Genomic DNA, 23174 nt, shown 5'->3' on the forward strand with positions numbered 1-23174 from the left:
GTACACGTGGTATCAGGGCATCTATGCCGCCATTATGATAGCTACGCTCCCAATTACCAATACATCCCGGACTGCGGATATTAAACAGGGCAGCAACTTCCCGGTAGGAAAGCTGGTTATCCCATAGGCATTTGAGTACCGACAGTCTGAACTCTACATCGTATTTACCAGGCACCTGCTTTTTTGCTAATCCTGATACACCATGGAGACGATGTAAATTTACCCACCGCTCTATCACCGAATGATGGAGATCATGCTTATCGGCAAGCGCTCTATATCCTCCTTTATGAGCAAGATACTTCCGCACTATTTTCAACTTGAACTGCTCGTCGTATTTAGTCATCAAAAAACCCCAAAAGTTGGTGTCCAACTTTTGGGGTTCAGTTCAAAATGCACTGGTGGCTTTTTTTGGAATGACAGTTTGTTTTACAGGTCTATTTTGTTGCCGACCTTCTCACACCTTCAGCAAACCCAGGATGGATTGCAATTCATCCCTGATCTGATGCAAATTCACTGGCTCTTCAACAGGCTCATTGGATGCCGATTCCGCATGGCCACCATTGACGTTGAGTTTGTTTCTCGCGCCATTGATGGTAAAGCCCTGCTCATATAATAATTCGCGGATACGGCGTATCAGCAACACTTCATGATGTTGATAATAACGACGGTTGCCGCGACGCTTGACTGGCTTCAGTTGCGTAAATTCCTGCTCCCAATAGCGCAGGACATGCGGTTTGACGCCACACAATTCACCAACTTCGCCTATCGTAAAATACCGCTTGGCCGGAATAGGCGGCAGTACAAAAGACTCAATCTTGATTTCAGTCATGGAAAATATCAGGCAGCATGGGCAAGAGGTTGATTACCGACATCATCGACCATGCCTTTGAGTTTCTGACTGGCATGGAAAGTGACGACACGACGTGCAGTAATAGGAATTTCTTCACCGGTTTTAGGGTTGCGACCAGGGCGTTGCGGCTTGTCACGCAACTGGAAATTGCCAAAGCCGGACAATTTGACGGCCTCGCCTCTTTCCAGTGCATCACGGATTTCATCAAAAAAAGTTTCGACCATATCCTTGGCTTCGCGCTTGTTCAAACCTACATGTTCAAACAGGAGTTCGGCCAATTCTGCCTTGGTCAAGGTAGGCAATTCCTTTTCCGCCTGTGACCGCGCCCGGGCTTCCTGCATTGCGCGATTCAAATCAGCATCCAGCACCGACTGGAACTCGGCGGAAATCACATCATTCATTTCGAAACTCTTCTCAATTAATACTAACAATTACAGACAAGATCAACGCAGTTTGGCAGCAAATTGCTGGCTCGCAGCTTGCACCAGGGCTTGCATTGCAGCCTCCACTTTATCGTCTTGCAGCGTACTTTGAGTATCTTGCAAGCTAAAGCGGAAAGCAAGACTTTTCTCATCTGCTTCCAGACCTTTTCCACGATATTCATCAAACAAAACAAAGCCTTGCACGATTTTACATGCTTCGTTCTGCTGCGTTTCCTGCTTGAAAACATCCAGCAGATTTTGCACTACAACTGTCTGTTTGACAACTAGCGCCAGATCGCGGGTGACTGCCTGAAACTTGGATATTTCCTGATATGAGGGCACTTGCACTTGTTGCAAGGCTGTCACATCAACTTCAAATACCACTGGCGCCAAAGGCAGATCATATTTTTGCTGCAAGCGCGGATGCAATTCACCAATAAAGCCGATGCCTTTGCCATCAAATTCTATACTTGCACTGCGACCAGGATGCAGGGCGACATGCTCATTCTTAACGAAGCGCAAAGAGCAAGGTGCAAACAAGGCTTCGAGGTCAGCCTTGATATCAAAGAAATCAACGTTGCGGGTATCCTGCCCCCACTGCTCTTCTGCTACCGGACCATAGGCCAATGCGGCCAGACGCTTGGGCTGATTGTAACCAGCCACTTCCAGCGGGCCATCCTGCACGCCGGCATCTTGCAGATACACTGCGCCGATTTCAAAAATGCGGACGCGGTTCAGTTTGCGGTTCAGGTTATAACGGGTATTCGCCACCAGGCTACCTATCATGCTGGTACGCATGACACTCATCTGGCTGGCGATAGGATTGAGCAGTTTGACTGGCGCATCATTGCCAGCAAAATCTTTTTCCCATGCTTCTTCAACGAAGCTGTAATTCACGACTTCCTGATAATCCTGATCAGCCACGAGACGACGCACAGCAAACAGTGAACGCTGGTTTTCTGGTGCGATCAACATGGCATTGGCAGCTACTGGCGGCAATGCAGGAATATTCTCAAAGCCATATACACGCGCTACTTCTTCGATCAGATCTTCTTCGATTTCTATGTCGAAGCGATAAGATGGCGGCGTCACCAGGAACTCACCTGGCTGCTGGGTGAATTGCAAACCCAGGCGGGTGAAAATGTCAGCAATCCTGGCATCATCCAAAGCAACGCCAATAACTTTCACAGCACGTGCAGTACGCAGCTTGACTGGCGGACGCTGTGGCAGGTTGACGATCTGGTCATCCACCGGGCCCAGCTTGACTTGCTCAGCACCGCCACAAATCTCAACGATAAGGGCGCTGATACGCTCTATGTGTTCAACGATGGAGGCAAAATCGACGCCGCGCTCAAAGCGATGAGCAGCATCGGTAGAGAAATTGAAGCGGCGAGCACGACCCTGTATCGCTTGCGGCCACCAGAAGGCGGCTTCCAGATAAATATTTTGCGTGTCCAGTGTTACGGAGGTGGAATCACCACCCATGATACCGGCCAGCGATTCGATTTCTTTATCATCAGAAATAACACCGACCCAGCCATCCACTTCAACCGTATTGCCATTCAAGAGCTTCAGCGATTCACCAGCCTTACCCCAGCGCACTTCCAGGCCGCCGTGGATCTTATCCAAGTCAAACACGTGGGAAGGACGTCCCAGTTCCAGCATGACATAGTTGGAAATATCCACCAGTGCAGAGATAGGACGCTGACCACTGCGTTCCAGTCTTTGCTTCATCCATTCTGGTGTCGCGGCACGGGCATTCACGCCACGGATAACGCGGCCAGCAAAACGGCCACACAAGTCAGGTGCGCTGACTTTAACAGGCAGTGTTTCTTGCAAAGTTACTGGCAGCACGACTGCCTCTGGCAATTGCATGGCTGTGCCAGTCAGGGCAGATACTTCACGCGCGACGCCGAGCAGCGACAAGCAATCTGCCTTGTTCGGTGTCAGCTTGATGGTGAATTTCAGGTCATTGAGTTGGTAGTAATCGCGGAAGTTCTGGCCGACTGGTGCATCCGATGGCAAGTCCATCAGGCCACCGTGGTCTTCAGACAATTTCAATTCACGTGCCGAGCACAGCATGCCGTAAGACTCTACGCCGCGCAGCTTGCCTATCTTGATTTCAAATGGTTTGCCATCTGCGCCAGGTGGCAGGATAGCACCAACCATGGCGCAAGGTACTTTCATGCCTACACGTACATTCGGTGCGCCACAAACGATGTTAAGCAAGCTGCCTGTGCCTACATCAACCTGACAGACATTGAGCTTATCAGCATCAGGATGCTTGGCGATTTCGCGGATTTCCGCGACGACGACATTATTAAATGGGGGAGCAACCGGCTCCACCTCTTCGACTTCCAATCCCGACATGGTGAGCAGATGGGACAACTCGTCCGAAGTCATCTTCGGATCGACCATGGTACGTAGCCAGTTTTCAGAAAATTGCATAATTCAGCCGTCTAATGTTGGATGCAGGGCGCGATGCGCCACTTAAAAATTCAGGGATGCGCTGCGTAATTCTTTTAGTTGAATTGCTTCAGGAAGCGCAAATCGCCTTCGTAGAACAGGCGCAAATCATTGACGCCATAACGCAGCATGGTCAGGCGTTCGAGACCGGAACCAAAGGCGAAGCCTATGTATTTTTCCGGGTCCAGGCCCATGTTACGCACTACGCTAGGATGGACCTGGCCAGAGCCGGATACTTCCAGCCAGCGGCCTTTCAAAGGGCCACTACCGAAGGCGATATCGATCTCGGCAGATGGTTCCGTGAATGGGAAATACGATGGACGGAAACGCACTTGTAAATCGTCAGTTTCAAAGAAGGCTTTGACGAAATTCAGATAGACACCTTTGAGGTCAGCAAAGCTGATGTCTTCAGCAATCCACAAGCCCTCAACCTGATGGAACATCGGGGAGTGCGTGGCATCGCTATCGACGCGATAAGTACGACCAGGTGCAATGACCTTGATCGGTGGTTTGTTCATGCGCGCATAACGCACCTGCATGGGGCTGGTGTGCGTGCGCAACAATAATTGTTTGCCCTGGCTATCTTTGCCATCGACATAAAAAGTGTCCTGCATCGAACGTGCAGGATGGTTTTCCGGGCTGTTGAGCGCGGTAAAATTGGTCCAGTCCGTTTCGATTTCGGGGCCATCTGCCACGTCAAAACCGATAGAACGGAAGATTTCTTCAACACGCTGCCAGGTACGCATGACAGGGTGGATACCACCAACGCCACGGCCACGGCCAGGCAAACTGACATCAATCGCTTCTGCATTCAGGCGTGCCTGCATTTGCGCATTCGCCAGGGCATCGCGTCTTTCAGTCAGGGCTTCTTCTATCTGTACTTTGGCGGCATTGATCACTGCACCCTGTACTTTTTTTTCCTCTGGTGGCAATTTACCCAGACTTTTCATCTGTTCTGTAATCTGACCACTCTTACCAAGGTAAAGCGCTTTCGCGTTCTCTAATGCTGCAGCATCATTTGCTGCCAGAAAATCAGCACGTGCCTGGCTGACGATTTGATCTAAAGGGTTCATGCCTTGTTCCCGCTTACTTTGAAGCTGAAATAATGATCTGAAAACAAAACGGGGCATAGGATTCAACCTCTGCCCCGCTTGATATTTGCAACTGGCTTGCGCCAGTCACTACGACTCACTGATTGCGATCACTAATGTGATTAGGCAGCCAGGTTAGCTTTGACTTGATTAACAATCGCAGCGAACGCTGGTTTGTCAGTCACAGCCATGTCAGCCAGTACTTTACGGTCGAGTTCAATTGCGGCTTTTTTCAGGCCGTTCATAAACACGCTGTAAGTCAGGCCATGCTGGCGAGCCGCTGCATTGATACGTGTGATCCACAAAGCGCGGAATACACGTTTCTTGTTGCGGCGATCGCGGTATGCATATTGACCAGCGCGCATAACTGCTTGCTTGGCAATACGGAATACCTTACTACGACGACCACGGTAACCTTTAGCAAGGTTGAGAACTTTCTTATGACGGGCACGAGCTGTAACCCCACGTTTTACTCTAGGCATAATAACTCCTTAAATAATGAGTATGAGGTTAAGCTGTTGGCATCATGCGCATGACGGATACCATGTTGGTGTCATGAACACCTACGGAACCGCGCAATTGACGTTTGTTCTTGGTAGTTTTCTTGGTCAGAATGTGACGTTTGAAAGCTTGACCGCGTTTAACGGTACCACCTGGACGGACGCGGAAGCGCTTCTTGGCGCTGCTTTTCGTCTTCATTTTTGGCATAGTACTATCTGTCTTTTAAGACAGCTCCACTTTTATATGATGGTAGGTGGCAGCAACAATCGCTACTCTTGGATGCCTACTTCTCACTTATCGTGACTCACCCAGAAGATGAGTCTTTCGTAATGCGCGCAATGCGTGCCTCACAAACCTGCTCAAGAAACGCACAGAAAATAAGCAAAACCTATTTTCTGTTATTTCTCATTATTTCTTTTTCTTAGGTGCCAGAATCATGATCATCTGACGACCTTCCATCTTTGGAAACTGCTCGACCTGGCCATACGGTTCCAGATCAGCCTTCAAACGCTCCAACATACGCATGCCGATTTCCTGATGCGCCATTTCACGACCACGGAAACGCAGTGTGATTTTAGTCTTGTCGCCATCATCCAGGAACTTGGTCAGATTACGCAATTTGATATTGTAATCACCATCATCTGTACCCGGACGGAATTTGACTTCCTTGACCAGAATGACTTTTTGCTTCAGCTTGGCTTCGTGAGCTTTCTTTTGCTCCTGGTATTTGAACTTGCCGTAGTCCATCAAACGGCAAACTGGCGGCTGCGCCGTCGGCGCTATTTCCACCAAATCAACATTGGCCTCTTCCGCCAAGCGGAAGGCTTCACCCAGTTTTACGATGCCCAGAGGCTCGTTCTCAACGCCGGATAAGCGCACTTCTGGCGCTGTAATTTCACCGTTGATGCGATGTGACTTGTCAGTAGCTATTGCAGTTTCCTTCGAAAATAATAATAAAAGGCTATGCAGCCCTGTTTAAAACAGGGTCGCTGCTAATCTGTTAAACCTTGGTTTCAACTTCGTTTTTCAAACGAGCTATAAAGGCGTCCAGAGGCATTACCCCCAGATCCAGATTGCCACGCGTACGCACAGCCACTGTATTGGCATCCCTCTCTTTGTCGCCTATCACGAGGATGTATGGCAGTTTTTGAATGGAATGCTCGCGTATTTTAAAGGTAATTTTCTCATTACGCAAATCAGTTTTCACTCTAAACCCTTGTTTCTTCAGGATTTCTGCAACAGATTGTGAATACTCCGCCTGCGATTCCGAGATATTCAGGACAGAAACCTGTACTGGCGCCAACCACAAAGGCAAGGCAGCAGCATGATTTTCTATCAAGATACCAATGAAGCGCTCCATCGAGCCAACAATCGCACGGTGCAGCATGATAGGTACTTTACGGCTATTGTCATCTGCAACATATTCTGCGCCCAGGCGGCCTGGCATGAAGAAATCGACTTGCATAGTACCGACCTGCCATGGACGACCCAGGCTGTCTTTCAGATGGTATTCAATTTTAGGACCGTAGAAAGCACCCTCACCCGGCAATTCTTCCCACTCAACACCGCAAGAACTCAGCGCAGTACGCAGGGTGGCTTCTGCCTTATCCCAGATTTCATCGCTACCGATGCGGTTTTCAGGGCGCAAGGCCAGCTTGATGAAGATTTTTTCAAAGCCAAAGTCTTCATATACTTTCATCGCTTGCGGATGGAAAGCCATGACCTCATCCTGAATTTGCTCTTCAGTACAGAAAATATGACCATCATCCTGAGTGAAGCCACGCACACGCATGATGCCATGCAAGGCACCAGACGGCTCATTGCGGTGACATTGACCAAACTCACCAAAACGCAAAGGCAGATCGCGATAGCTCTTCATGCCAGAATTGAAAATCTGCACATGACCAGGGCAATTCATGGGCTTCAAGGCATATTCACGGCTCTCGGATTCAGTGACAAACATATTGTCTTTATAGTTTTCCCAGTGACCAGTCTTGCCCCACAGGCTTTTATCCAGAATCTGCGGGCCTTTAACTTCTTGATAGCCACAGTCCTGATAGACCTTGCGCATGTATTGCTCAACTTGCTGCCAGATAGTCCAGCCTTTGGCATGCCAGAACACCAGGCCAGGCGCTTCGTCCTGAAAGTGGAACAAATCCAGCGCCTTGCCGAGTTTGCGGTGATCGCGCTTTTCTGCCTCTTCCAGCATGTGCAGATAAGCTTCCTGATCTTCTTTCTTGGCAAAAGCAGTGCCGTACACACGTTGCAGCATCTCGTTTTTGGAGTCACCACGCCAGTAGGCACCTGCCAGCTTCATGAGCTTGAATACTTTCAGCTTGCCAGTAGATGGCACGTGCGGACCACGGCACAAGTCAGTGAAATTGCCTTCTGTATATAACGACACATCTTGATCAGCAGGAATTGATTCTATGATCTCGGCCTTATAGGCTTCGCCTATGGATTTGAAGTAGGCAACAGCCTCATCACGCGGCAAGACCTTGCGAGTGACTGGCTCGTCTTTTTTTGCCAGCTCAGCCATTTTCTTTTCTATCGCCACCAAATCATCCGGTGTGAATGGGCGCTTGTAAGAAAAGTCATAGTAAAAACCATTTTCGATGACCGGGCCGATAGTGACTTGCGCATCTGGATACAATTCCTTGACGGCATAGGCCAGCAAGTGAGCAGTAGAGTGACGTATCACTTCGAGACCATCAGCATCCTTGTCCGTGACGATGGCCAGATCCGCATCAGCATCAATCAGATGCGAGGTATCGACCAGCTTGCCATTGACGCGGCCAGCCAGAGCAGCTTTTGCCAGGCCAGCACCGATGCTGGCAGCAACTTGCGCCACCGTTACCGGCGCATCGAATTGTCGTTGCGAACCATCAGGAAGTTTTACTGAAACCATGTCACTCTCCAAAGCGGAAAAAATACAAAAATAATTGAGATTATTGAGATAAAGGATGAGTCTAAAAAACGCAGACGAAAAAAAAGCACGGCTAGCCGTGCTTTTTCAGTTTGTTTCAAACGAAAAGTATCCTCGACTAGAGTCGCTCCCAAACCAGTTTAGTGGTAGTTCGCGGTGTCATAACCAGGGATGCCTTTCTCGCTCTTAACTATAATGTTTTAATAATTTTAAAATCTTTGGTAGGCACGATTGGACTCGAACCAACGACCCCTACCATGTCAAGGTAGTGCTCTAACCAGCTGAGCTACGCGCCTAAGAAACAAGAGTATAGCAGAGCCTTTAGGAAAATTGCTAGCCCCCTCGGGCAAAATATTTCCACCAACCCTATAAACCTGAATATAAAGGCTGCCTATTTAGCTCTATCAACTCAAAGAACAGCATCCGGAAAATTGCCATGTATATATATGATCCCGCCTTAGGCTACACTAATGCCATATTTAACACAGCACCATACTCTACATGACCTCTCCCTCTCATCATCAGAGCAGCGAACATTTGCACGACCACAGGCGCGGCGATGCCGAGCACAGACATTATTTTGAAAACCGCAGCCAGAAAATCCTTGCCTGGGCCCTGGGCCTGACCCTGAGCTTTGCCGGCGTCGAAGTCGCGTTTGGTTTCATCTCCAACTCCCTGGCCCTGATTTCTGATGCCGGGCACATGGTGACTGACGCTGCCGCCCTGGGCCTGGCCCTGCTCGCGCAAATCATCGCCAAGCGCCCTCCCACAGCAAAAAATTCTTTTGGCTTTGGCCGCGCCGAAGCACTTGCCGCCTTTGTCAATGGCCTGGTGATGCTGGGGGTCATTATCTGGATATGCAAGGAAGCAGTACAACGCTTCTCCACTCCAGAAGCTGTACAAGGCGGCACTGTGATGCTGGTGGCTGGCATAGGCCTGGCAATTAATATCGTGGTTGCCTGGGTACTTTCTCATGACAAAGACAGCGTGAACACCAAAGCCGCGCTGGTACATGTCATGGGTGACTTGCTGGGCTCTGTCGCAGCCATCATTTCTGGTGCAGTCATCTACAAAACTGGCTGGATGCAAATCGATCCCCTGCTGTCGATTTTTGTTTCGTTGCTGATTTTGAAATCGACATTCTCGGTATTAAAAGAGTCTTACCACTTTCTGATGGAAGGTGTGCCACATCACATAGACTATGTGCAAATCGGTGCCGACCTCGAAGACATCAATGGCGTACTGTCAGTGCATGACTTGCATGTCTGGGAAATGTCACCCGGCTACCCTGCCCTGATCGGCCATCTCGAAATCGAAGACCTCAGCGCCTGGCCACGCATACTCGATAGCGTCAAAACCATGCTGCTCAGCAAGCATGGCATTGATCACATTACGCTGCAGGCGGAAGTGAGTGAGGAAGACGACTGACGCAGTCTTGCCAACTACTGCTAAATATGAGCAAGCAAAACCGGATAGCGACTGGCCAGCGCAGTGTCAAGCTGACGCAAATAATTCTGCCCAAATTCACCTGACTCAAGACCATGCACCAAAGATGCAGGAATATCGACCACATATTCTGGCGTCAACGAAGCAAGTCCCATCGCAATTGCCGCAACACTATCGACATCACCACCAAAATTGACGCATGCCAGCAATAACGTTGACATGCTGCGATTCCCTTGCAAGGCGGTATTGACGGCATGCAGGGTCTGCAATGCATCACATTCAACCTCGTTACACCAGTCATCTCTCAATGCAAATCCTGTCGCGGTGAATATAATTTCAGGCAAATCTGAGAGACTGGCTTTGTCATATAAAAGCACATGTGACATCAGCGCAATAACGTGAGAAGACAACATACCTTCAGCAGTATTGTGTGTCACCATGGCCTGTTGACGTGCGGCTTCTGCCAGTAAAGCCTGCAATCAAGCCCAAGGGAACTGAGCGCATTGCCGCCCCATTCCGGCGGCTTTCCGGTGCAATGCGCTGCCAAAGCTCGGCACCAGACTCACATATATCCAGCAAGCCTTGCAAGCCCCTGGCATATCCAGAGCGCATGTCACGCCGGTATGATTTGACAAAAGCCTCTGCAAATACATCCGCCGATAGACCAGCATTGGAAAGCAATACTTCTGCAATCGCAATACTCATTTGCGTATCATCCGTATATTGGCCTGCAAGAATTCCCAGCTCATGCGGCAGGTATTTTTCAATTGTATTGCCCAATACGATTTTTTCACGACTGCAAAACTCGAAGCCGGCTCCGTAGGCATCACCTACTGCTATGTGTAAGAGCAAATTGCTTCTCCATAAATTCACGCCCCATGCACGACACTAGCACATATCCAGCAATCATCACGAGCTCGCTTTAAAAAAAGGCACCCACCTGAATTAGTCTCCAGTCAAAACTCAAAGTCAGGTGGAGTAGCAAATTTAGCAAACCAGCACAGACAAGACGCAAGCACCTTCACAATACTGGTTTGTTTGACTCACAAATATCTCAAAGCATATGGCGCTGATGCTCACCGCTTGCGAGTCACTCGCTTTGGCTACCGGAATACGGAACAGGTCCGCGCCATTGATTCATGATATCAACAGCATGATGAATGTCCGCAAAAGTGTTATAGATATGCGGACAAAACCGGATACGGGTTTCATCGGTCCGGTTCGTGGTCGGAGAAAATGAAGCGGCAATACCATTTGCATAGAGCTCATCGCTGAGTTTTATGGTTTGCGTGCCTCTCGGCACTTTGACCCACACTACTCCCAGGCTCATGGCAGCATTGGCAGGCGTTTCGACGTCCCATTTGCACTCTTTCAGATCGATCATCAGTTTACGCGTCAACTCTGTCACCCGGCTATAGGCGCGGCTATATCCTATGTTGTGCCACATTAATTCTGTCCAGAGCAAAGTGATGATGTTGACGTCATCACGCTGCCCCAGCAATTCAAAGCGCTCGGCAGTCTTTGGCAGGTCGTTCCAGTTGAGGATGTCTATTTTGTAGTCGTAAGCAAAAATGTTCGGCTCAAAGTTTATTGCCTTGGCCGGATCGATATACAGAATGCCGGTTTCTTTCGGCCCCAAAAACCATTTATGGCAGCTAGACACAAAGCTGTGGCAGAAGGGCCTGGAAAAATCGAGTTGACGTGCACCAAACGCCATAGTGCCATCAATATGTATGTGGCAATTGCTATATCGAGGATCACTGGACACGTGGTTCCAGATCGCCTGTATCGCAACTTCAGGAATACGTACACCATTGCCGTTCGACGTCTCAGAGAAAGAGATGAAGCGGGTACTTTCATTGATATGCCGGATGAAATGTTGTGCAACCTGGTCCGGCGTGACATTGGCAGGTAGCACGACCATATGGATATCGAACACATGGCCAACCGGGTCTGGGGCTGGCTGGCCAGGTATTATTTTTCTGCCACCACGCAATTCCCATGCAGCAAGATTGGTTGGATGATTCTGATCCCACAGGATGACATTATCCCTTCTGCTGCCAGGTGCGCTCCATTTACGGTAACCACCATTGATGGCATTGTTTGCTTCACTGGCATTGCGCACGATGGCGAGATTCTTTGGTACAGCAATTCTCACACTTCTAGCCAGTGCGGCACGGGCTTCGTCAAACTGCCTTGCCCGCAAGCCACCCCTCATTCTCGTTTGCTGGGCGACATTGCGGTTAAGCTCAAACCTCAGCTCATTCGCGGCCCTCAGCAATGGGCGGGGTTCCGGGCAAAGATTAGCCGCATTCATCGGCACCTTGATTGCATCCAATCCTGGCTGAATGAAATCAAACTCCTTCTGAAACGCGACCCAGTAATCTTCCGGATTGGTTGGCGTTTCGCGCAACAGCGCATAAAACCGCTCAAGGTCCGAGTAAATTTTTGTATAGCAATCTCTGGATATAAAACCTGCATCCAGCAGCGGCTCAAGTGTAGATTGTAGTTGCAACTGGCAATCAGCCTTTGTCAACGTGTCGTTTGCATGCGTACTCATAACGTGCTCCCATAAAGGATTTTTTAATAATCAGGCATCAATTAAAATTATAAATTCAACAACAAATAAACTATAATATTCCCGGTGTACTTCAGATGATGCGTCAGGGGATCTTGTCAAACACCACTACGGCAAAGAAGATCAGGCACTGAAAGACGCAGGATGAATACTAGGGCGTAGCAAGCACCTTGCAGACTGGCCGGGACCTAAGTCCCGGTTTATTGAGCATCCGGCAGTCTTTGCATAAGATGGCAATGACCTGTCCCTGGAGATAAATATGTGTTTTTGTCTGCAAGCCATGCAGTGTTATCACCGCTATTGAAAGCCTGTCATGCCATATAAAATCCTGATCGTCGATGACCATGCGCTGGTGCGAGAAGGTCTGGCCACGCTGGTATCCACCTTGCCAGGCGGCGCCACTGTATTTACTGCAGGTACAGCCACTGAAGCACTGGAGCAGGCTGAATACCACACGCCGCTGGATGCAGTTCTACTGGACTGTGGCCTGCCCGACGCCGATGGCATCAGCCTGATCCATGCTCTCTCGCTACGTGCTGGCCGGGCACCTGTGATCGTGGTCTCAGCTGACGAAACCCCTGCGACCGTACAACGCATCACGCAGCTAGGTGCAACGGCTTTTGTACCCAAAAGCAGGGCTTCGTCTGAAGTGATCAATGCGGTCAAACTGGCTTTGGCAGGCGGAGCACCGCCCTCTCCTTGCTCGCCCCACGCTACAGGTACAAACATGCCAGCGGCATTGAACTTGCTGACAGCAAGACAGCTAGACGTGCTGCTGATGCTGGATAAAGGCATGACGAATCGTGACATCGCCCTGCAACTGGGTCTGTCAGAAAAAACCGTCAAGAACCATGTTACCGCCCTGCTCAATGGCCTGGGCGTGATCAACCGCCTGCAAGCCATAAGACGGGCGCGTGATCTTGGCTTGCTAAAGTAAGCGACAAACGCATGAGCACCGCCATCAACACCGTCGTCAGCGCCAGCCCAAGGCTACCGCCGGGCAGCGTGCGTCAAGCCTTGCATGCACATGTCGCGCCAAGCATTAGCTGGATCATGGGCTGCAACTGGGTCACGATGATGCTGATGAGCCTGACCATCAGCCTGCTGCTGCCTGCACAGCAAAGCCTGGCCTGGCAATGGCTGGCGGCAGGCTCGGCCTACTCGTTGGCATTCATGCAGTTGCGCTGCCGATATGCGGCTGCCGAGTATGCTGTACGAGAAGGTTTTTACACTCTTTCCATCTGCGGTTTCAGCCTGTTGTGGGTGGCAGTACCGGTGCTGTTTTTTGACCCGCAGAATTTTGCTTTTTCCATGTTCATGCTGACCATCTTTGGTGGCCTGGCTGCAGCGGCGGTACCGATACTGTCAGCCTCATTACTTCTGTACTGGATCTGGGTGATTCCACCTTTTCTGACCCAGATCACTACTTACTGGCTACGCGGCGGCGGCCCTTATTATTGGGGTATAGGTTTTGGCATGCTGATTTTACTGATCAGCCAACTGATATTTGCACGCCATCATCATAAAACCATCATTGCCTCGATACGCCTGGGTCTGCAAAATACCCTGCTGGTGCAACAACTGGAAGAAAAAACTGCGCTGGCCGTTTCTGCCAATAGAGCCAATACCCGCTTTTTGGCAGCAGCCAGCCATGACTTGCGCCAGCCTGTCTATGCGCTGAGCCTGTTCCTGGATGCACTGGGAAGTTCTGGCCTCAATACCAGACAGGCTGCCATGGTACAGCACGCCACTGCAGCCAATCTTGCCGCCAGTGAAATGCTGCAAACCCTGCTTGATTTTTCTCGTATAGAAGCTGGCGTCCTGAATCCTCAACAAAGACGCATGGACTTGATGAGCATACTGAACCAGCTAGGTGAAGAATTTGGCCCGCAAGCCTACAAGAAAAACCTGCTATACCGCACCCGCCCCAGCGATATCTGGATAGACAGCGACCCACAGCTGATTGCACTGGTCTTGCGCAATCTGGTCAGCAATGCCTTGCGGTATACCCAAAGTGGCGGCGTGCTGGTCGCCGCGCGGCGCAGGCAGCAATATGTCATGCTGCAGGTGTGGGATACTGGCATAGGCATACCGGCTGACAAGCATGAAGAAATCTTTCGTGAATTCCATCAATTAGGTAATGTAGAAAGAGACCATCGCAAAGGCCTGGGCATGGGCCTGGCAATAGCTGAAGGCCTGGCCCGCAGCCTGGGGGCCAAAATCGAAGTTGCCTCCCGGCCAGGCAAGGGTTCAGTGTTTTCACTGGTGCTGCCGCTGCAAGCCATGCGCAAGATCGAGCGTCATGTCAATGAACAGCAACTGATTTATGCCGAAACCAGTGAAAACAGCTTACCTCTGTTAGGAGTTCATGTACTGGTGGTGGATGATGATGAAGCCGTGCGGGCCGGGTTGCATGCGGTATTGCAAAGCTGGGGTTGCCAGGTCAAGCTTGCAGAGGGAATGGAAGACGCGCTGGCAAGAACTACTGAGGATGTGCCTGACGTACTAGTCACAGATTATCGTCTGCGCGGCGGCGTTACCGGCGGCGACATTATCCATGCCGTGCGTCAGGCGATCAGTATTAATATGCCTGATAAAAAACTGGTCTTGCCAGCTATTATCGTCACTGGCGACACCCACCCTGAACGCCTGCGCGAAGCCCAGGGACATGCTGCCCTGCTATTGCACAAACCACTCACTGCCAGTGCATTAAAAATCGCACTGGTGCAAGCACTCGCAAGTGATACGTCTGCCTGATTTCAAAAAACTGTCAAAGAAATTTTGTTTATCATTCCTTGAGAGTCAGGAGGCTACAGCAACGTCCCTCAAAAGACAGTCAGCTCAAATTGCTGATATTCAATTCCGGCGCACTTCGAGCACACCACTGACTTCATGCAAAACATGCAGCGCCTTTTGCAACTGCGTAGTGCCGCCTATTTCTACAGTAAATGACATGCGAGCCTGTGACTTTGCACTCTGGGTATTGACGCCGATGACATTGATTTTTTCACGGGAAAACACTTCAGAAATATCACGCAACAAACCCTGGCGGTCTTGCGCCAGCACGAAGATATCGACGGGATAAACCGTGTCCCTGCCGTGATCACCCCAGGTGGTCTGTATGACGCGCTCAGGTGCCTTGTTGCGCATCTCGGCAAAATTCTTGCAACTCAGGCGGTGTATGGATACACCCTTGCCACGCGTAACAAAACCGACGATATCATCAGGTGGCGCTGGTTTACAGCAGCGCGCCAGTTGGGTCATCAAGCCTTCAGTACCGACCACCAGCACGCCAGATTTAGCACCTTGCGTAACGCTGGATGCACGGCTTTTGTTGGTGAAGCTGAGTTCATCCGGCTCAACTTCCGCCACATTCTCACGCAAGACTGTTTCGATTTGCCTGAGGCTGAATTCATCTTTGCCAACGGACAGGAAAAGATCATTGACATCTGCAAAACCCAGCTTGCGCGCCAGTTCTTCAAGATTGACTGCGGTCTTGCCTTCACGCTGTAAAGTCTTTTCAACCAGGGCACGGCCATTCGACAGGGTTTCTTCCTGATCGATGGCATTGAACCAGGCACGGATTTTGGTGCGCGTGCGGGTGCTGGCAGAGTAATCTGGCGAGAGCCAGTCACGCGATGGGCCAGCCTGGGAAGAGCCAACTTTCAAGGTAATGATTTCTACCGTCTGGCCATTTTGCAAGGGCGTATTCAGCGGCACCATGACATTATCAACCCTCGCGCCACGGCAGCGATGGCCAACATCAGTATGCAGGTGATAGGCAAAATCCACGGGAGTGGAATTGCAGGGCAACTCTATGACACGGGCTTGCGGGGTCAGTACATAAATTCTGTCGTCCAGGCTGGCGGCCTTGAGTTTTTCCACCCATTCGCGCTGCAGCTCTTCTTGCTCGACGACGACATCGGTGACATCAGTTTTCCAGGCCAGCAATTGCCTGAGCCAGGCAATTTTTTCATCGTATTCTTGCGCTGAAAAATTCGAACCTCCCGACTCTTTATAACGCCAGTGAGCCGCCACACCATATTCAGCAAACTGGTGCATTTCACGCGTACGTATCTGCACTTCCAGTGGCCTGCCATCCTCAACTACCACGACCGTATGCAATGATTTATAGCCATTCGGTTTGGGGCGGGAAATATAGTCGTCAAACTCTTTGGGTATTGGCACCCAGGCATTATGAACCATGCCCAGAACTGTATAGCAGTCCTTGATGTCATCAACAATGACACGGAAGGCACGCACGTCATACAACTCATCAAAGTTGACGGACTTGCCCTTCATTTTTTTCCAGATACTGTAGATATGCTTGGGGCGGCCTGACACTTCAGCCTTGACGCCAGCTATCTGCAATTCCTTGTTCAGTCTTTCTATCGCATTGACAACAAAGCTCTCGCGCTCCAGGCGCTTTTCTTCCAGCATCTTGGCAATGCGTTTGTATTGTTGCGGCTCCAGAAAACGGAAGGACAGATCTTCCAGTTCCCATTTGAGCTGCCATACGCCGAGGCGGTTTGCCAGCGGCGCATACAAGTCCATGGTTTCGCTGGCATATTGCTGGGCCGCGCCATCTTCGCGCTTGCATTCAGCAAAATAACGCAAGGTGGTTACTCGGGATGCCAGGCGCACCAGCACCACGCGCATATCGGTGGCCATGGCCAGCACCATCTTGCGCAGGGTTTCCATCTGGCTCGCGGCTTTTTCAGCAGCGTCTTTGCCACGGCCTACATCATGCTGCGTCAAAGCGGCTTCACGCAGCTTCATCAAGCGGCGTATGCCGGTAACGAGATCAGCGATCTCCTTGCCGAAGCGGATTTCTATCTGCTCTGCGGCAATCGGGTTCAGCTCTGGTAATTCAAACAGGATGGCAGCGATACGAGTATCAACATCAGTACGCAACATAGCCAGCGTCGCCACCACGCCATTCACAAATTGCAGGGCATTTTGCTCTGTGACGACGCACTTGTTCGCATACAAGGGGGTGACGTATTCCAGCGCCGCGATGACGCGCTCTGCGTCGGCTTCGGACAAGCCTTCCAGCAAAGCTGCTTCAGTTGCTGTGGTCGAGATTGATACCATATGATTTATATCTGTGCTGCAGTGACAACGACTTCAATGAGCCAGGCAGGATTGGCCAATTTAGCTTCTACCGTGGCACGCGGTGGTGTATTGCCTTGTGCAACCCAGGCGTCCCACACCTGGTTCATGCCACCGATGAGGCTGATGTCAGATAAAAATATTTGGCAACTGAGTATGCGCGACTTGTCGCTGCCTGCCTCGGCCAGCAAACGGTCGATATGGGCCAGTACTTGCGCTGTTTGTCCTGCTATATCCTGGCTGGCATCATCAGGGATTTGCCCGGCCAGATACACGACTTTATTAAAAATCGCGGTTTCAGACAAACGCGGACCTACGTGAAATCTTTGGATACTCATTTTTTGACTCTATTTTTCAACTTATTCTTGGTTCAATAAAAAATCAACAGCTACCGCTATCTGCTCGGACTGCACAAACGTCGGTGCATGTCCCACGCCGGCAAATTCCACCAATCGGGCGCGCGGGCCACGCTGCGTCATCGCCTGCGCTGATTCAGCCGTCAGCAAATCTGACTTTGCGCCACGCACCAGCAAGGTCGGGCAGCTTATTGCATCATACGCTGCCCACAACATGGTCTGGGCAATTGCTGCCAATTCTGGCGTGCTGGCCTTGATAGGCTGCGCGAGACCCAGATCATAGTGTCGCACCCATTGCCCCTGCTCGTTTTGACGCAATACATCCCTCGCCAGTTTTTCCCACTGAGCCTCGCTATGTGGGCCGAAGGAGATCGAGATCGCCTTGATATAGGCCTCCGCTTCCTCAAAACTGTCAAAGCGCACATCCTGGCCTATGTAGTCGCCTATTCTGACAAGTGCATCAGGATTAAGCACGGGCCCCACATCATTCAGAATCAGCTTTTTGATGGGATTATCAGGCAGGCTCGCAAGACTCATGCCTATCAGGCCACCCATGGATGTACCAAACCAGTGCACGGTTTCGGCATCCAACCTGGCCAGCAAGCTGACCATATCACTGACATATTGCGGAATTTGATAATGCATGGGATTGCGCAAACGGCCTGAATAGCCACGCCCTACCACGTCAGGGCACACTACCCGGTACTCATCGCATAATGCCACGGCCAGGGAATCAAAGTCCTCAGCCACCCGTGTCACACCGTGAACACAGACCAGGACCTTGGGATTGAGCGGGTCGCCCCACTCTTTGTATGACATGGCGTGCAAGCCGGTAGGCGAGATACATTGCACTGATTTGCGTCTGGCCTGCATGGATTTTCCTCGTGAACAGTATTTTTACATTCTTTATGACGACATTTTACCGTTCGTTGGGCTTAAAATCATTGTTAACTGCATAAATGCTTATTTTTTAGGCAAAACAACTTAGACAAAAGCGTCTCCGCGCCTATGAGTAAACTGTACGGACGTCTTAGCAAAAGACCGCCAATAGAGGCAATATCCGCGGGATTCGTTGGAATAAACGTGCCAGCATGGCCAGCCAATTCACTATTGAGCTGATACTGAACATTTATGTAACGCGACTAGAATGCGACAGACATCTTATTTTCTGCTTTCGTCCCAATTTTTTCAGATGTATAGTGCCATTACACCATCGAACGGGGAGCTCCCATGCATGTTTTTGTACGTCTGGCTGGCGTGTCAGCCATACTTTTAACGACTGGCACTTGTTTTGCTGCAGACAGAATGAAACCCGGCCTGTGGGAAATGTCCATGAAGTCAGATGCCGTAAAAGCCATGCCCAAGATTCCGCCAGAACAACTGGAGAAGATGAAGCAGATGGGCATCAAAATCCCTGACATGCAAAATGGCGGGATGACGCATAAGGTTTGCCTCACCAAGGAAATGGTAGAGCAGGACAAGCCACCTTCAGGTGGCCGCGACCAACAATGCCAGAGTAAAAACTTCACTCATTCCGGCAGTAGTTATTCAGGAGAGGTTGTATGTGACATGCCTGAAATGAAGGGTAATGGCACGATCAAAGGTAGTTACACGCCCGATAGCATGACTTCCATCTATGATTTCAAAGGCGTGTCTCATGGAAAGCCCATTTCACAACACATGGAAACAACCGGCAAGTTCATAGGCAGTGACTGCGGCGATGTTAAACCACCGCCTATGCCACAAAAAAAATAAACCTTGCTGGCATCGCAAGGAAAACAAAAAAGCCGATGTTGACAACATCGGCTTTTGCATCAAAGACTATGCCTCATCAATCCAGTAACTCAGGCAACAGCACTGACATCCAGTGGGGCCTCTGTCTTGGCGATGATTTCTTCCTTGCTGACGCCGCTGGCCAGCTCAACCAGTTTCAAGCCCGCTGGGGTAACGTCAATAACGCCGAGGTCCGTGATAATGCGGTTGACCACGCCCACGCCCGTTAATGGCAGATTGCAAGCCTTCAGGATTTTATGGGCATCGCCCTTGGCAACATGCTCCATCAACACCACGACACGACCTACACCCGCTACCAGGTCCATCGCGCCGCCCATGCCCTTGACCATTTTGCCAGGTATCATCCAGTTGGCCAGGTCGCCATGTTCGCTGACCTGCATCGCCCCAAGAATAGCCAGATTGATCTTGCCGCCACGTATCATGGCGAAAGAGTCAGCCGAGCTGAATATCGATGAACCGGGCAAGGTTGTCACCGTTTGCTTACCAGCATTGATCATGTCGGGATCAACCTCTTCTTCAGTCGGGAATGGGCCTATGCCCAGCAAGCCATTTTCTGACTGCAGCCAGACTTCCATGCCTTGCGGTACATGGTTGGCGACCAGGGTAGGCAAACCTATGCCCAGATTGACGTAAAAGCCGTCTTGCAATTCTTGTGCTGCACGCGCAGCCATTTCATCACGATTCCATGCCATGTCTTGTCTCCTGCTATCTTAATTCGATGGGCGTACGGTACGCTGTTCTATACGTTTTTCTGGATTGGCATTGACAACAATACGTTGCACGAAAATGCCTGGTGTGTGGACTTCATCCGGGTCCAGTTCACCAATTTCTACCAGCACCTCAACCTCGACCACGGTGATCTTGCCAGCCATTGCCACATTGGGATTGAAGTTACGCGCTGTCTTGCGATACACCAGGTTGCCTGCCTTGTCGGCTTTCCAGGCCTTGACCAGGGATACGTCAGATACCAAAGCACGTTCCATCACATATTTCTGGCCATCGAATTCACGGATTTCCTTGCCGTCGGCAACTATCGTGCCTACACCGGTCTTGGTGAAAAAGGCTGGGATACCGGCACCGCCAGCACGCAGTTTTTCTGCCAGCGTCCCTTGAGGCGTGAATTCCAGTTCCAGTTCGCCAGCCAGGTATTGGCGTTCGAATTCCTTGTTTTCACCGACATAGGATGAAATCATTTTCTTGATCTGACGGGTCGTCAGCAACTGGCCCAGGCCAAAACCATCTACACCAGCGTTATTTGAAATGGCGGTCAATTCCTTGACACCGGAATCGCGCAAGGCAGCGATCAGTGCCTCAGGTATGCCACACAGACCAAAACCGCCTACGGCGATAGTCTGGCCGTCCTTGATAATGCCAGCCAGAGCACTGGCTGCGTCAGGATAAACTTTGTCCATATTGTCCCCTCTCCAGGTTGTGAATCGATATTTCTTTTGTCAAATGGCTGCATGCAACATACTACCAACACACGACCAGCAGCCACGCAAATCATTAGTCTTACAGGATATGATGCTGCGTTATACTGCGCAATACCGTAAAAATACGCCTTTACCAGAAACCTGTCAGTGGACCGCAGAAATGAATGTCGCACAGCCCATCGATTTTGAATCCATATTTCAACATGCACCTGTCGGTATGTGCGTGTCGCAAAACCGTATTATCCAGGCTTGCAATGATGATCTGGCTAAAATGTTTGGCTATCAAAAAGATGAATTACTGGGCCAGTCATTCCTGGTACTTTACCCCAGTCCGGATGAATTTGAACGTACCGGGGCCAGGATCACACCTATCATGAATGCCAAGGGCTATTATTCTGATGAGCGCATCATGAAACGCGCCAATCAGGAGCTGTTCTGGTGCCACGTCTCAGGTCGCGGCCTGAACAAGGACAACCCTCATGCTGCCGGTATCTGGACTTTTGAAGATCTCAGTGCAAAGCGCTCTGTCACCGCCGAGCTGACACCAAGGGAGCGCGAAATTGCGGCGCTGCTGGTAGAAGGCAAGACCAGCAAACTGATTGCCCGCCAGATAGACCTCAGCCCCAGAACCGTGGAAATGCACAGAGCCAAACTCATGCGCAAATTCAATTCAGCGACATCCAGTGAGCTTGTGCACAAATTGCTGGGCATCATGCGCTGAGCCCTGCAATAAACTCAAATACAGAAGCTGGCAGGGCCGGCCTCTTGCATGATTCATTCACATCATACAACTGAAGTAATTCAGATCTTCGCAGTCCTGGATTGACGTTTTGCGACTTTGATTTCACTGAGTTTCTGCTTGATGGCTTCAGGCAAGGCCTCGGATTTACCTGTCTCGGCAGATACCCACACTACTTTGGCCCCGCCTTCGGCATACAGGGCATAACCATCACCGACTGAACGCATTTCCTGTATGGTTTCAAAACTGCTGCGGCCTGCAGCACCGATATAGGTACATACCTCTACCTGCCCCGGATATTTCAGGGGCTTCTTGAAGGTGCAATAGGCATTGACGATCACTGGGCCATTGCCCTTGTCATCCGGCAGGCAACCCATCATGCTCAGCCACTCAATACGCGCCTGTTCCATATAACGGAAATACACGGTATTGTTGACATGGCCCATGGCATCCATATCGCCCCACCGGATAGGAATGGTGACGGTATAGACCAGTTTCTTTTCCGTGACCTTGTTGTCTATCATTGCACGCTCATACCGTCATCGGCAGTAACGATGGCACCATTCAGGAAGCGGGATTCTTCCGCCGCCAGCAAAAGCAACAAGCCATCAAGGTCTTCTGGTGTACCAACACGTTTTCTTGGCAGCATATCGACCAGTTTCTGACCTGCATCGGTAGAAAAATAGTCTGAATTGATTTCAGTTGAAATATAGCCCGGGCAAATTGCATTGACATTGATACCGTACTTGCCCCACTCCACTGCCATGGCCTTGGTCATGTGCACTACGGCAGCTTTGCTCATGCAGTAAATGCCTATTTGCGGTAAGACGCGCAGACCGGCTACTGAAGCGATATTGATGATGCGATGTTGTTTTTTAGGATCACCCTTGTGGCGGGCGATCATGCGCTTGGCCGCTTCTTGCGCCACGAAAAACGCACCGCGCTGATTGGTATCCATGACATAGGCATAATCGTCAGGCGTCACATCGACCAGGCGTTGTGTGGTCGATACACCCGAATTATTGATCAGGATATCGATAGGGCCAGCCTCAGTCTCGGCATGGGCAATCGCTGATTTGATACTGCCATAGTCAGTCACATCCAGTGCCACTACATGGGCGGCACCGCCTTCAGACTCGATCTCGGCACGTAATTCCTTGAGCCTGTCTATGCGACGCGAGGCCAATACAACTTGCGCACCTGCCTGTGCCAGGACTTTTGCAAAACGCGCACCAAGGCCACTGGAAGCACCAGTAATCAATGCAATCTTGCCTTCGAAATTGACTTCTATGCCCATCTGATTCTCCACGAATAATTTGAATAAGCTTATAGAACTCATTTCATAAATAGGGTGAGTGCGAACACGACGATTTGGGATGCAGTGCAAGGCGTGACCCGCTGCTAAGGCTCCTGCCTTAGCGAGGGGCGCAACGCAGCAATGCGCCCAAATCGTCAGTTCC

General features: G+C 50.4%; 24 protein-coding genes and 1 tRNA gene. 5 read left to right on the plus strand and 20 right to left on the minus strand.

Annotation, left to right across the window (positions count from 1 at the left end):
- From ACO0LL_RS08045 to ACO0LL_RS08090, 10 genes are all read right to left on the minus strand, one after another.
- On the minus strand, positions 1 to 343 hold a 343-nt coding region (locus ACO0LL_RS08045), incomplete at its 3' end, for a transposase (RefSeq protein WP_422950365.1).
- Between the two features lie 111 nt (positions 344 to 454).
- Positions 455 to 829 carry a MerR family transcriptional regulator gene (locus tag ACO0LL_RS08050; RefSeq protein WP_162041789.1) on the minus strand — a complete coding sequence of 125 codons (375 nt, stop codon included), beginning with the start codon at positions 827 to 829 and terminating at the stop codon, positions 455 to 457.
- 8 nt (positions 830 to 837) lie between these two features.
- Entirely contained in the window at positions 838 to 1251 is a 414-nt protein-coding gene (locus tag ACO0LL_RS08055; protein ID WP_110253938.1) for an integration host factor subunit alpha, read from the minus strand.
- A 42-nt stretch (positions 1252 to 1293) separates the two neighbouring features.
- Positions 1294 to 3720 (minus strand): phenylalanine--tRNA ligase subunit beta, encoded by a 2427-nt coding sequence (pheT, locus tag ACO0LL_RS08060; protein WP_422950366.1) that lies wholly within the window; start codon positions 3718 to 3720, stop codon positions 1294 to 1296.
- Positions 3721 to 3794: 74 nt separating this feature from the next.
- Entirely contained in the window at positions 3795 to 4811 is a 1017-nt protein-coding gene (gene pheS / locus ACO0LL_RS08065; RefSeq protein WP_110253940.1) for a phenylalanine--tRNA ligase subunit alpha, read from the minus strand.
- 140 nt (positions 4812 to 4951) lie between these two features.
- Positions 4952 to 5311 (minus strand): 50S ribosomal protein L20, encoded by a 360-nt coding sequence (gene rplT, locus ACO0LL_RS08070; protein WP_110253941.1) that lies wholly within the window; start codon positions 5309 to 5311, stop codon positions 4952 to 4954.
- A 28-nt stretch (positions 5312 to 5339) separates the two neighbouring features.
- Positions 5340 to 5537, minus strand: a complete 198-nt coding sequence (gene rpmI, locus ACO0LL_RS08075) for a 50S ribosomal protein L35 (protein WP_110253942.1) — start codon at positions 5535 to 5537, stop codon at positions 5340 to 5342.
- A 201-nt stretch (positions 5538 to 5738) separates the two neighbouring features.
- The gene (infC, locus tag ACO0LL_RS08080; RefSeq protein ID WP_110253943.1) at positions 5739 to 6260 is read right to left on the minus strand and encodes a translation initiation factor IF-3; all 522 of its coding nucleotides are present in this window, start codon (positions 6258 to 6260) and stop codon (positions 5739 to 5741) included.
- 70 nt (positions 6261 to 6330) lie between these two features.
- A complete protein-coding gene (gene thrS, locus ACO0LL_RS08085; protein ID WP_186951802.1) occupies positions 6331 to 8238 on the minus strand; it encodes a threonine--tRNA ligase in 1908 nt (635 codons plus the stop codon).
- Positions 8239 to 8475: 237 nt separating this feature from the next.
- Positions 8476 to 8552 (minus strand) — tRNA-Val (locus tag ACO0LL_RS08090).
- A gap of 205 nt (positions 8553 to 8757) precedes the next feature.
- On the opposite strand from ACO0LL_RS08090, the gene ACO0LL_RS08095 reads away from it, so the two are divergent.
- A complete protein-coding gene (locus ACO0LL_RS08095; RefSeq protein WP_422950367.1) occupies positions 8758 to 9684 on the plus strand; it encodes a cation diffusion facilitator family transporter in 927 nt (308 codons plus the stop codon).
- Between the two features lie 20 nt (positions 9685 to 9704).
- Here ACO0LL_RS08095 and ACO0LL_RS08100 read toward each other — a convergent pair whose 3' ends face one another.
- From ACO0LL_RS08100 to ACO0LL_RS08110, 3 genes are all read right to left on the minus strand, one after another.
- Positions 9705 to 10139 (minus strand): ADP-ribosylglycohydrolase family protein, encoded by a 435-nt coding sequence (locus ACO0LL_RS08100; RefSeq protein WP_422950368.1) that lies wholly within the window; start codon positions 10137 to 10139, stop codon positions 9705 to 9707.
- The gene (locus ACO0LL_RS08105) at positions 10120 to 10554 is read right to left on the minus strand and encodes an ADP-ribosylglycohydrolase family protein (RefSeq protein WP_422950369.1); all 435 of its coding nucleotides are present in this window, start codon (positions 10552 to 10554) and stop codon (positions 10120 to 10122) included. The genes ACO0LL_RS08100 and ACO0LL_RS08105 overlap by 20 nt, the downstream gene beginning before the upstream one ends.
- A gap of 238 nt (positions 10555 to 10792) precedes the next feature.
- Positions 10793 to 12262, minus strand: a complete 1470-nt coding sequence (locus ACO0LL_RS08110; RefSeq protein WP_422950370.1) for an aminotransferase class V-fold PLP-dependent enzyme — start codon at positions 12260 to 12262, stop codon at positions 10793 to 10795.
- 331 nt (positions 12263 to 12593) lie between these two features.
- Here ACO0LL_RS08110 and ACO0LL_RS08115 point away from each other — a divergent pair, with 331 nt between their 5' ends.
- Together ACO0LL_RS08115 and ACO0LL_RS08120 are read left to right on the plus strand one after the other, a co-directional pair.
- A complete protein-coding gene (locus ACO0LL_RS08115; protein ID WP_422950371.1) occupies positions 12594 to 13217 on the plus strand; it encodes a response regulator in 624 nt (207 codons plus the stop codon).
- 11 nt (positions 13218 to 13228) lie between these two features.
- Positions 13229 to 15037, plus strand: coding sequence for a hybrid sensor histidine kinase/response regulator (locus ACO0LL_RS08120; RefSeq protein WP_422950372.1), 1809 nt, complete (start codon positions 13229 to 13231; stop codon positions 15035 to 15037).
- A 99-nt stretch (positions 15038 to 15136) separates the two neighbouring features.
- On the opposite strand, the gene ACO0LL_RS08125 is transcribed toward ACO0LL_RS08120, so the two are convergent.
- Genes ACO0LL_RS08125 through ACO0LL_RS08135 form a run of 3 tightly spaced genes read right to left on the minus strand, consistent with a single transcriptional unit; the run spans position 15137 to position 18621 of the window.
- Positions 15137 to 17374 (minus strand): RelA/SpoT family protein, encoded by a 2238-nt coding sequence (locus ACO0LL_RS08125; RefSeq protein WP_422950373.1) that lies wholly within the window; start codon positions 17372 to 17374, stop codon positions 15137 to 15139.
- Between the two features lie 5 nt (positions 17375 to 17379).
- Complete coding sequence (locus ACO0LL_RS08130) at positions 17380 to 17730, minus strand: RidA family protein (RefSeq protein ID WP_162041795.1); 351 nt, start codon at positions 17728 to 17730, stop codon at positions 17380 to 17382.
- Positions 17731 to 17751: 21 nt separating this feature from the next.
- Complete coding sequence (locus ACO0LL_RS08135) at positions 17752 to 18621, minus strand: alpha/beta fold hydrolase (RefSeq protein ID WP_422950374.1); 870 nt, start codon at positions 18619 to 18621, stop codon at positions 17752 to 17754.
- Between the two features lie 357 nt (positions 18622 to 18978).
- On the opposite strand from ACO0LL_RS08135, the gene ACO0LL_RS08140 reads away from it, so the two are divergent.
- Positions 18979 to 19503 (plus strand): DUF3617 domain-containing protein, encoded by a 525-nt coding sequence (locus ACO0LL_RS08140; RefSeq protein WP_422950375.1) that lies wholly within the window; start codon positions 18979 to 18981, stop codon positions 19501 to 19503.
- An 89-nt stretch (positions 19504 to 19592) separates the two neighbouring features.
- On the opposite strand, the gene ACO0LL_RS08145 is transcribed toward ACO0LL_RS08140, so the two are convergent.
- Positions 19593 to 20234, minus strand: coding sequence for a CoA transferase subunit B (locus tag ACO0LL_RS08145; RefSeq protein WP_422950376.1), 642 nt, complete (start codon positions 20232 to 20234; stop codon positions 19593 to 19595).
- A gap of 18 nt (positions 20235 to 20252) precedes the next feature.
- Positions 20253 to 20954, minus strand: a complete 702-nt coding sequence (locus tag ACO0LL_RS08150) for a CoA transferase subunit A (RefSeq protein WP_422950377.1) — start codon at positions 20952 to 20954, stop codon at positions 20253 to 20255.
- 181 nt (positions 20955 to 21135) lie between these two features.
- Between ACO0LL_RS08150 and ACO0LL_RS08155 the strand changes: the two genes are divergently transcribed.
- Entirely contained in the window at positions 21136 to 21696 is a 561-nt protein-coding gene (locus ACO0LL_RS08155) for a LuxR C-terminal-related transcriptional regulator (RefSeq protein ID WP_422950640.1), read from the plus strand.
- Between the two features lie 80 nt (positions 21697 to 21776).
- Here the strand turns inward: ACO0LL_RS08155 and ACO0LL_RS08160 are convergent, their stop codons facing one another.
- The gene (locus tag ACO0LL_RS08160; protein ID WP_422950378.1) at positions 21777 to 22238 is read right to left on the minus strand and encodes an acyl-CoA thioesterase; all 462 of its coding nucleotides are present in this window, start codon (positions 22236 to 22238) and stop codon (positions 21777 to 21779) included.
- Positions 22235 to 23011 carry an SDR family oxidoreductase gene (locus tag ACO0LL_RS08165; protein WP_422950641.1) on the minus strand — a complete coding sequence of 259 codons (777 nt, stop codon included), beginning with the start codon at positions 23009 to 23011 and terminating at the stop codon, positions 22235 to 22237. The genes ACO0LL_RS08160 and ACO0LL_RS08165 overlap by 4 nt, the downstream gene beginning before the upstream one ends.
- Positions 23012 to 23174: the final 163 nt, after the last annotated feature.

The organism is Undibacterium sp. TC4M20W (assembly GCF_049340245.1).
Taxonomy (GTDB): Bacteria; Pseudomonadota; Gammaproteobacteria; order Burkholderiales; family Burkholderiaceae_D; genus Undibacterium.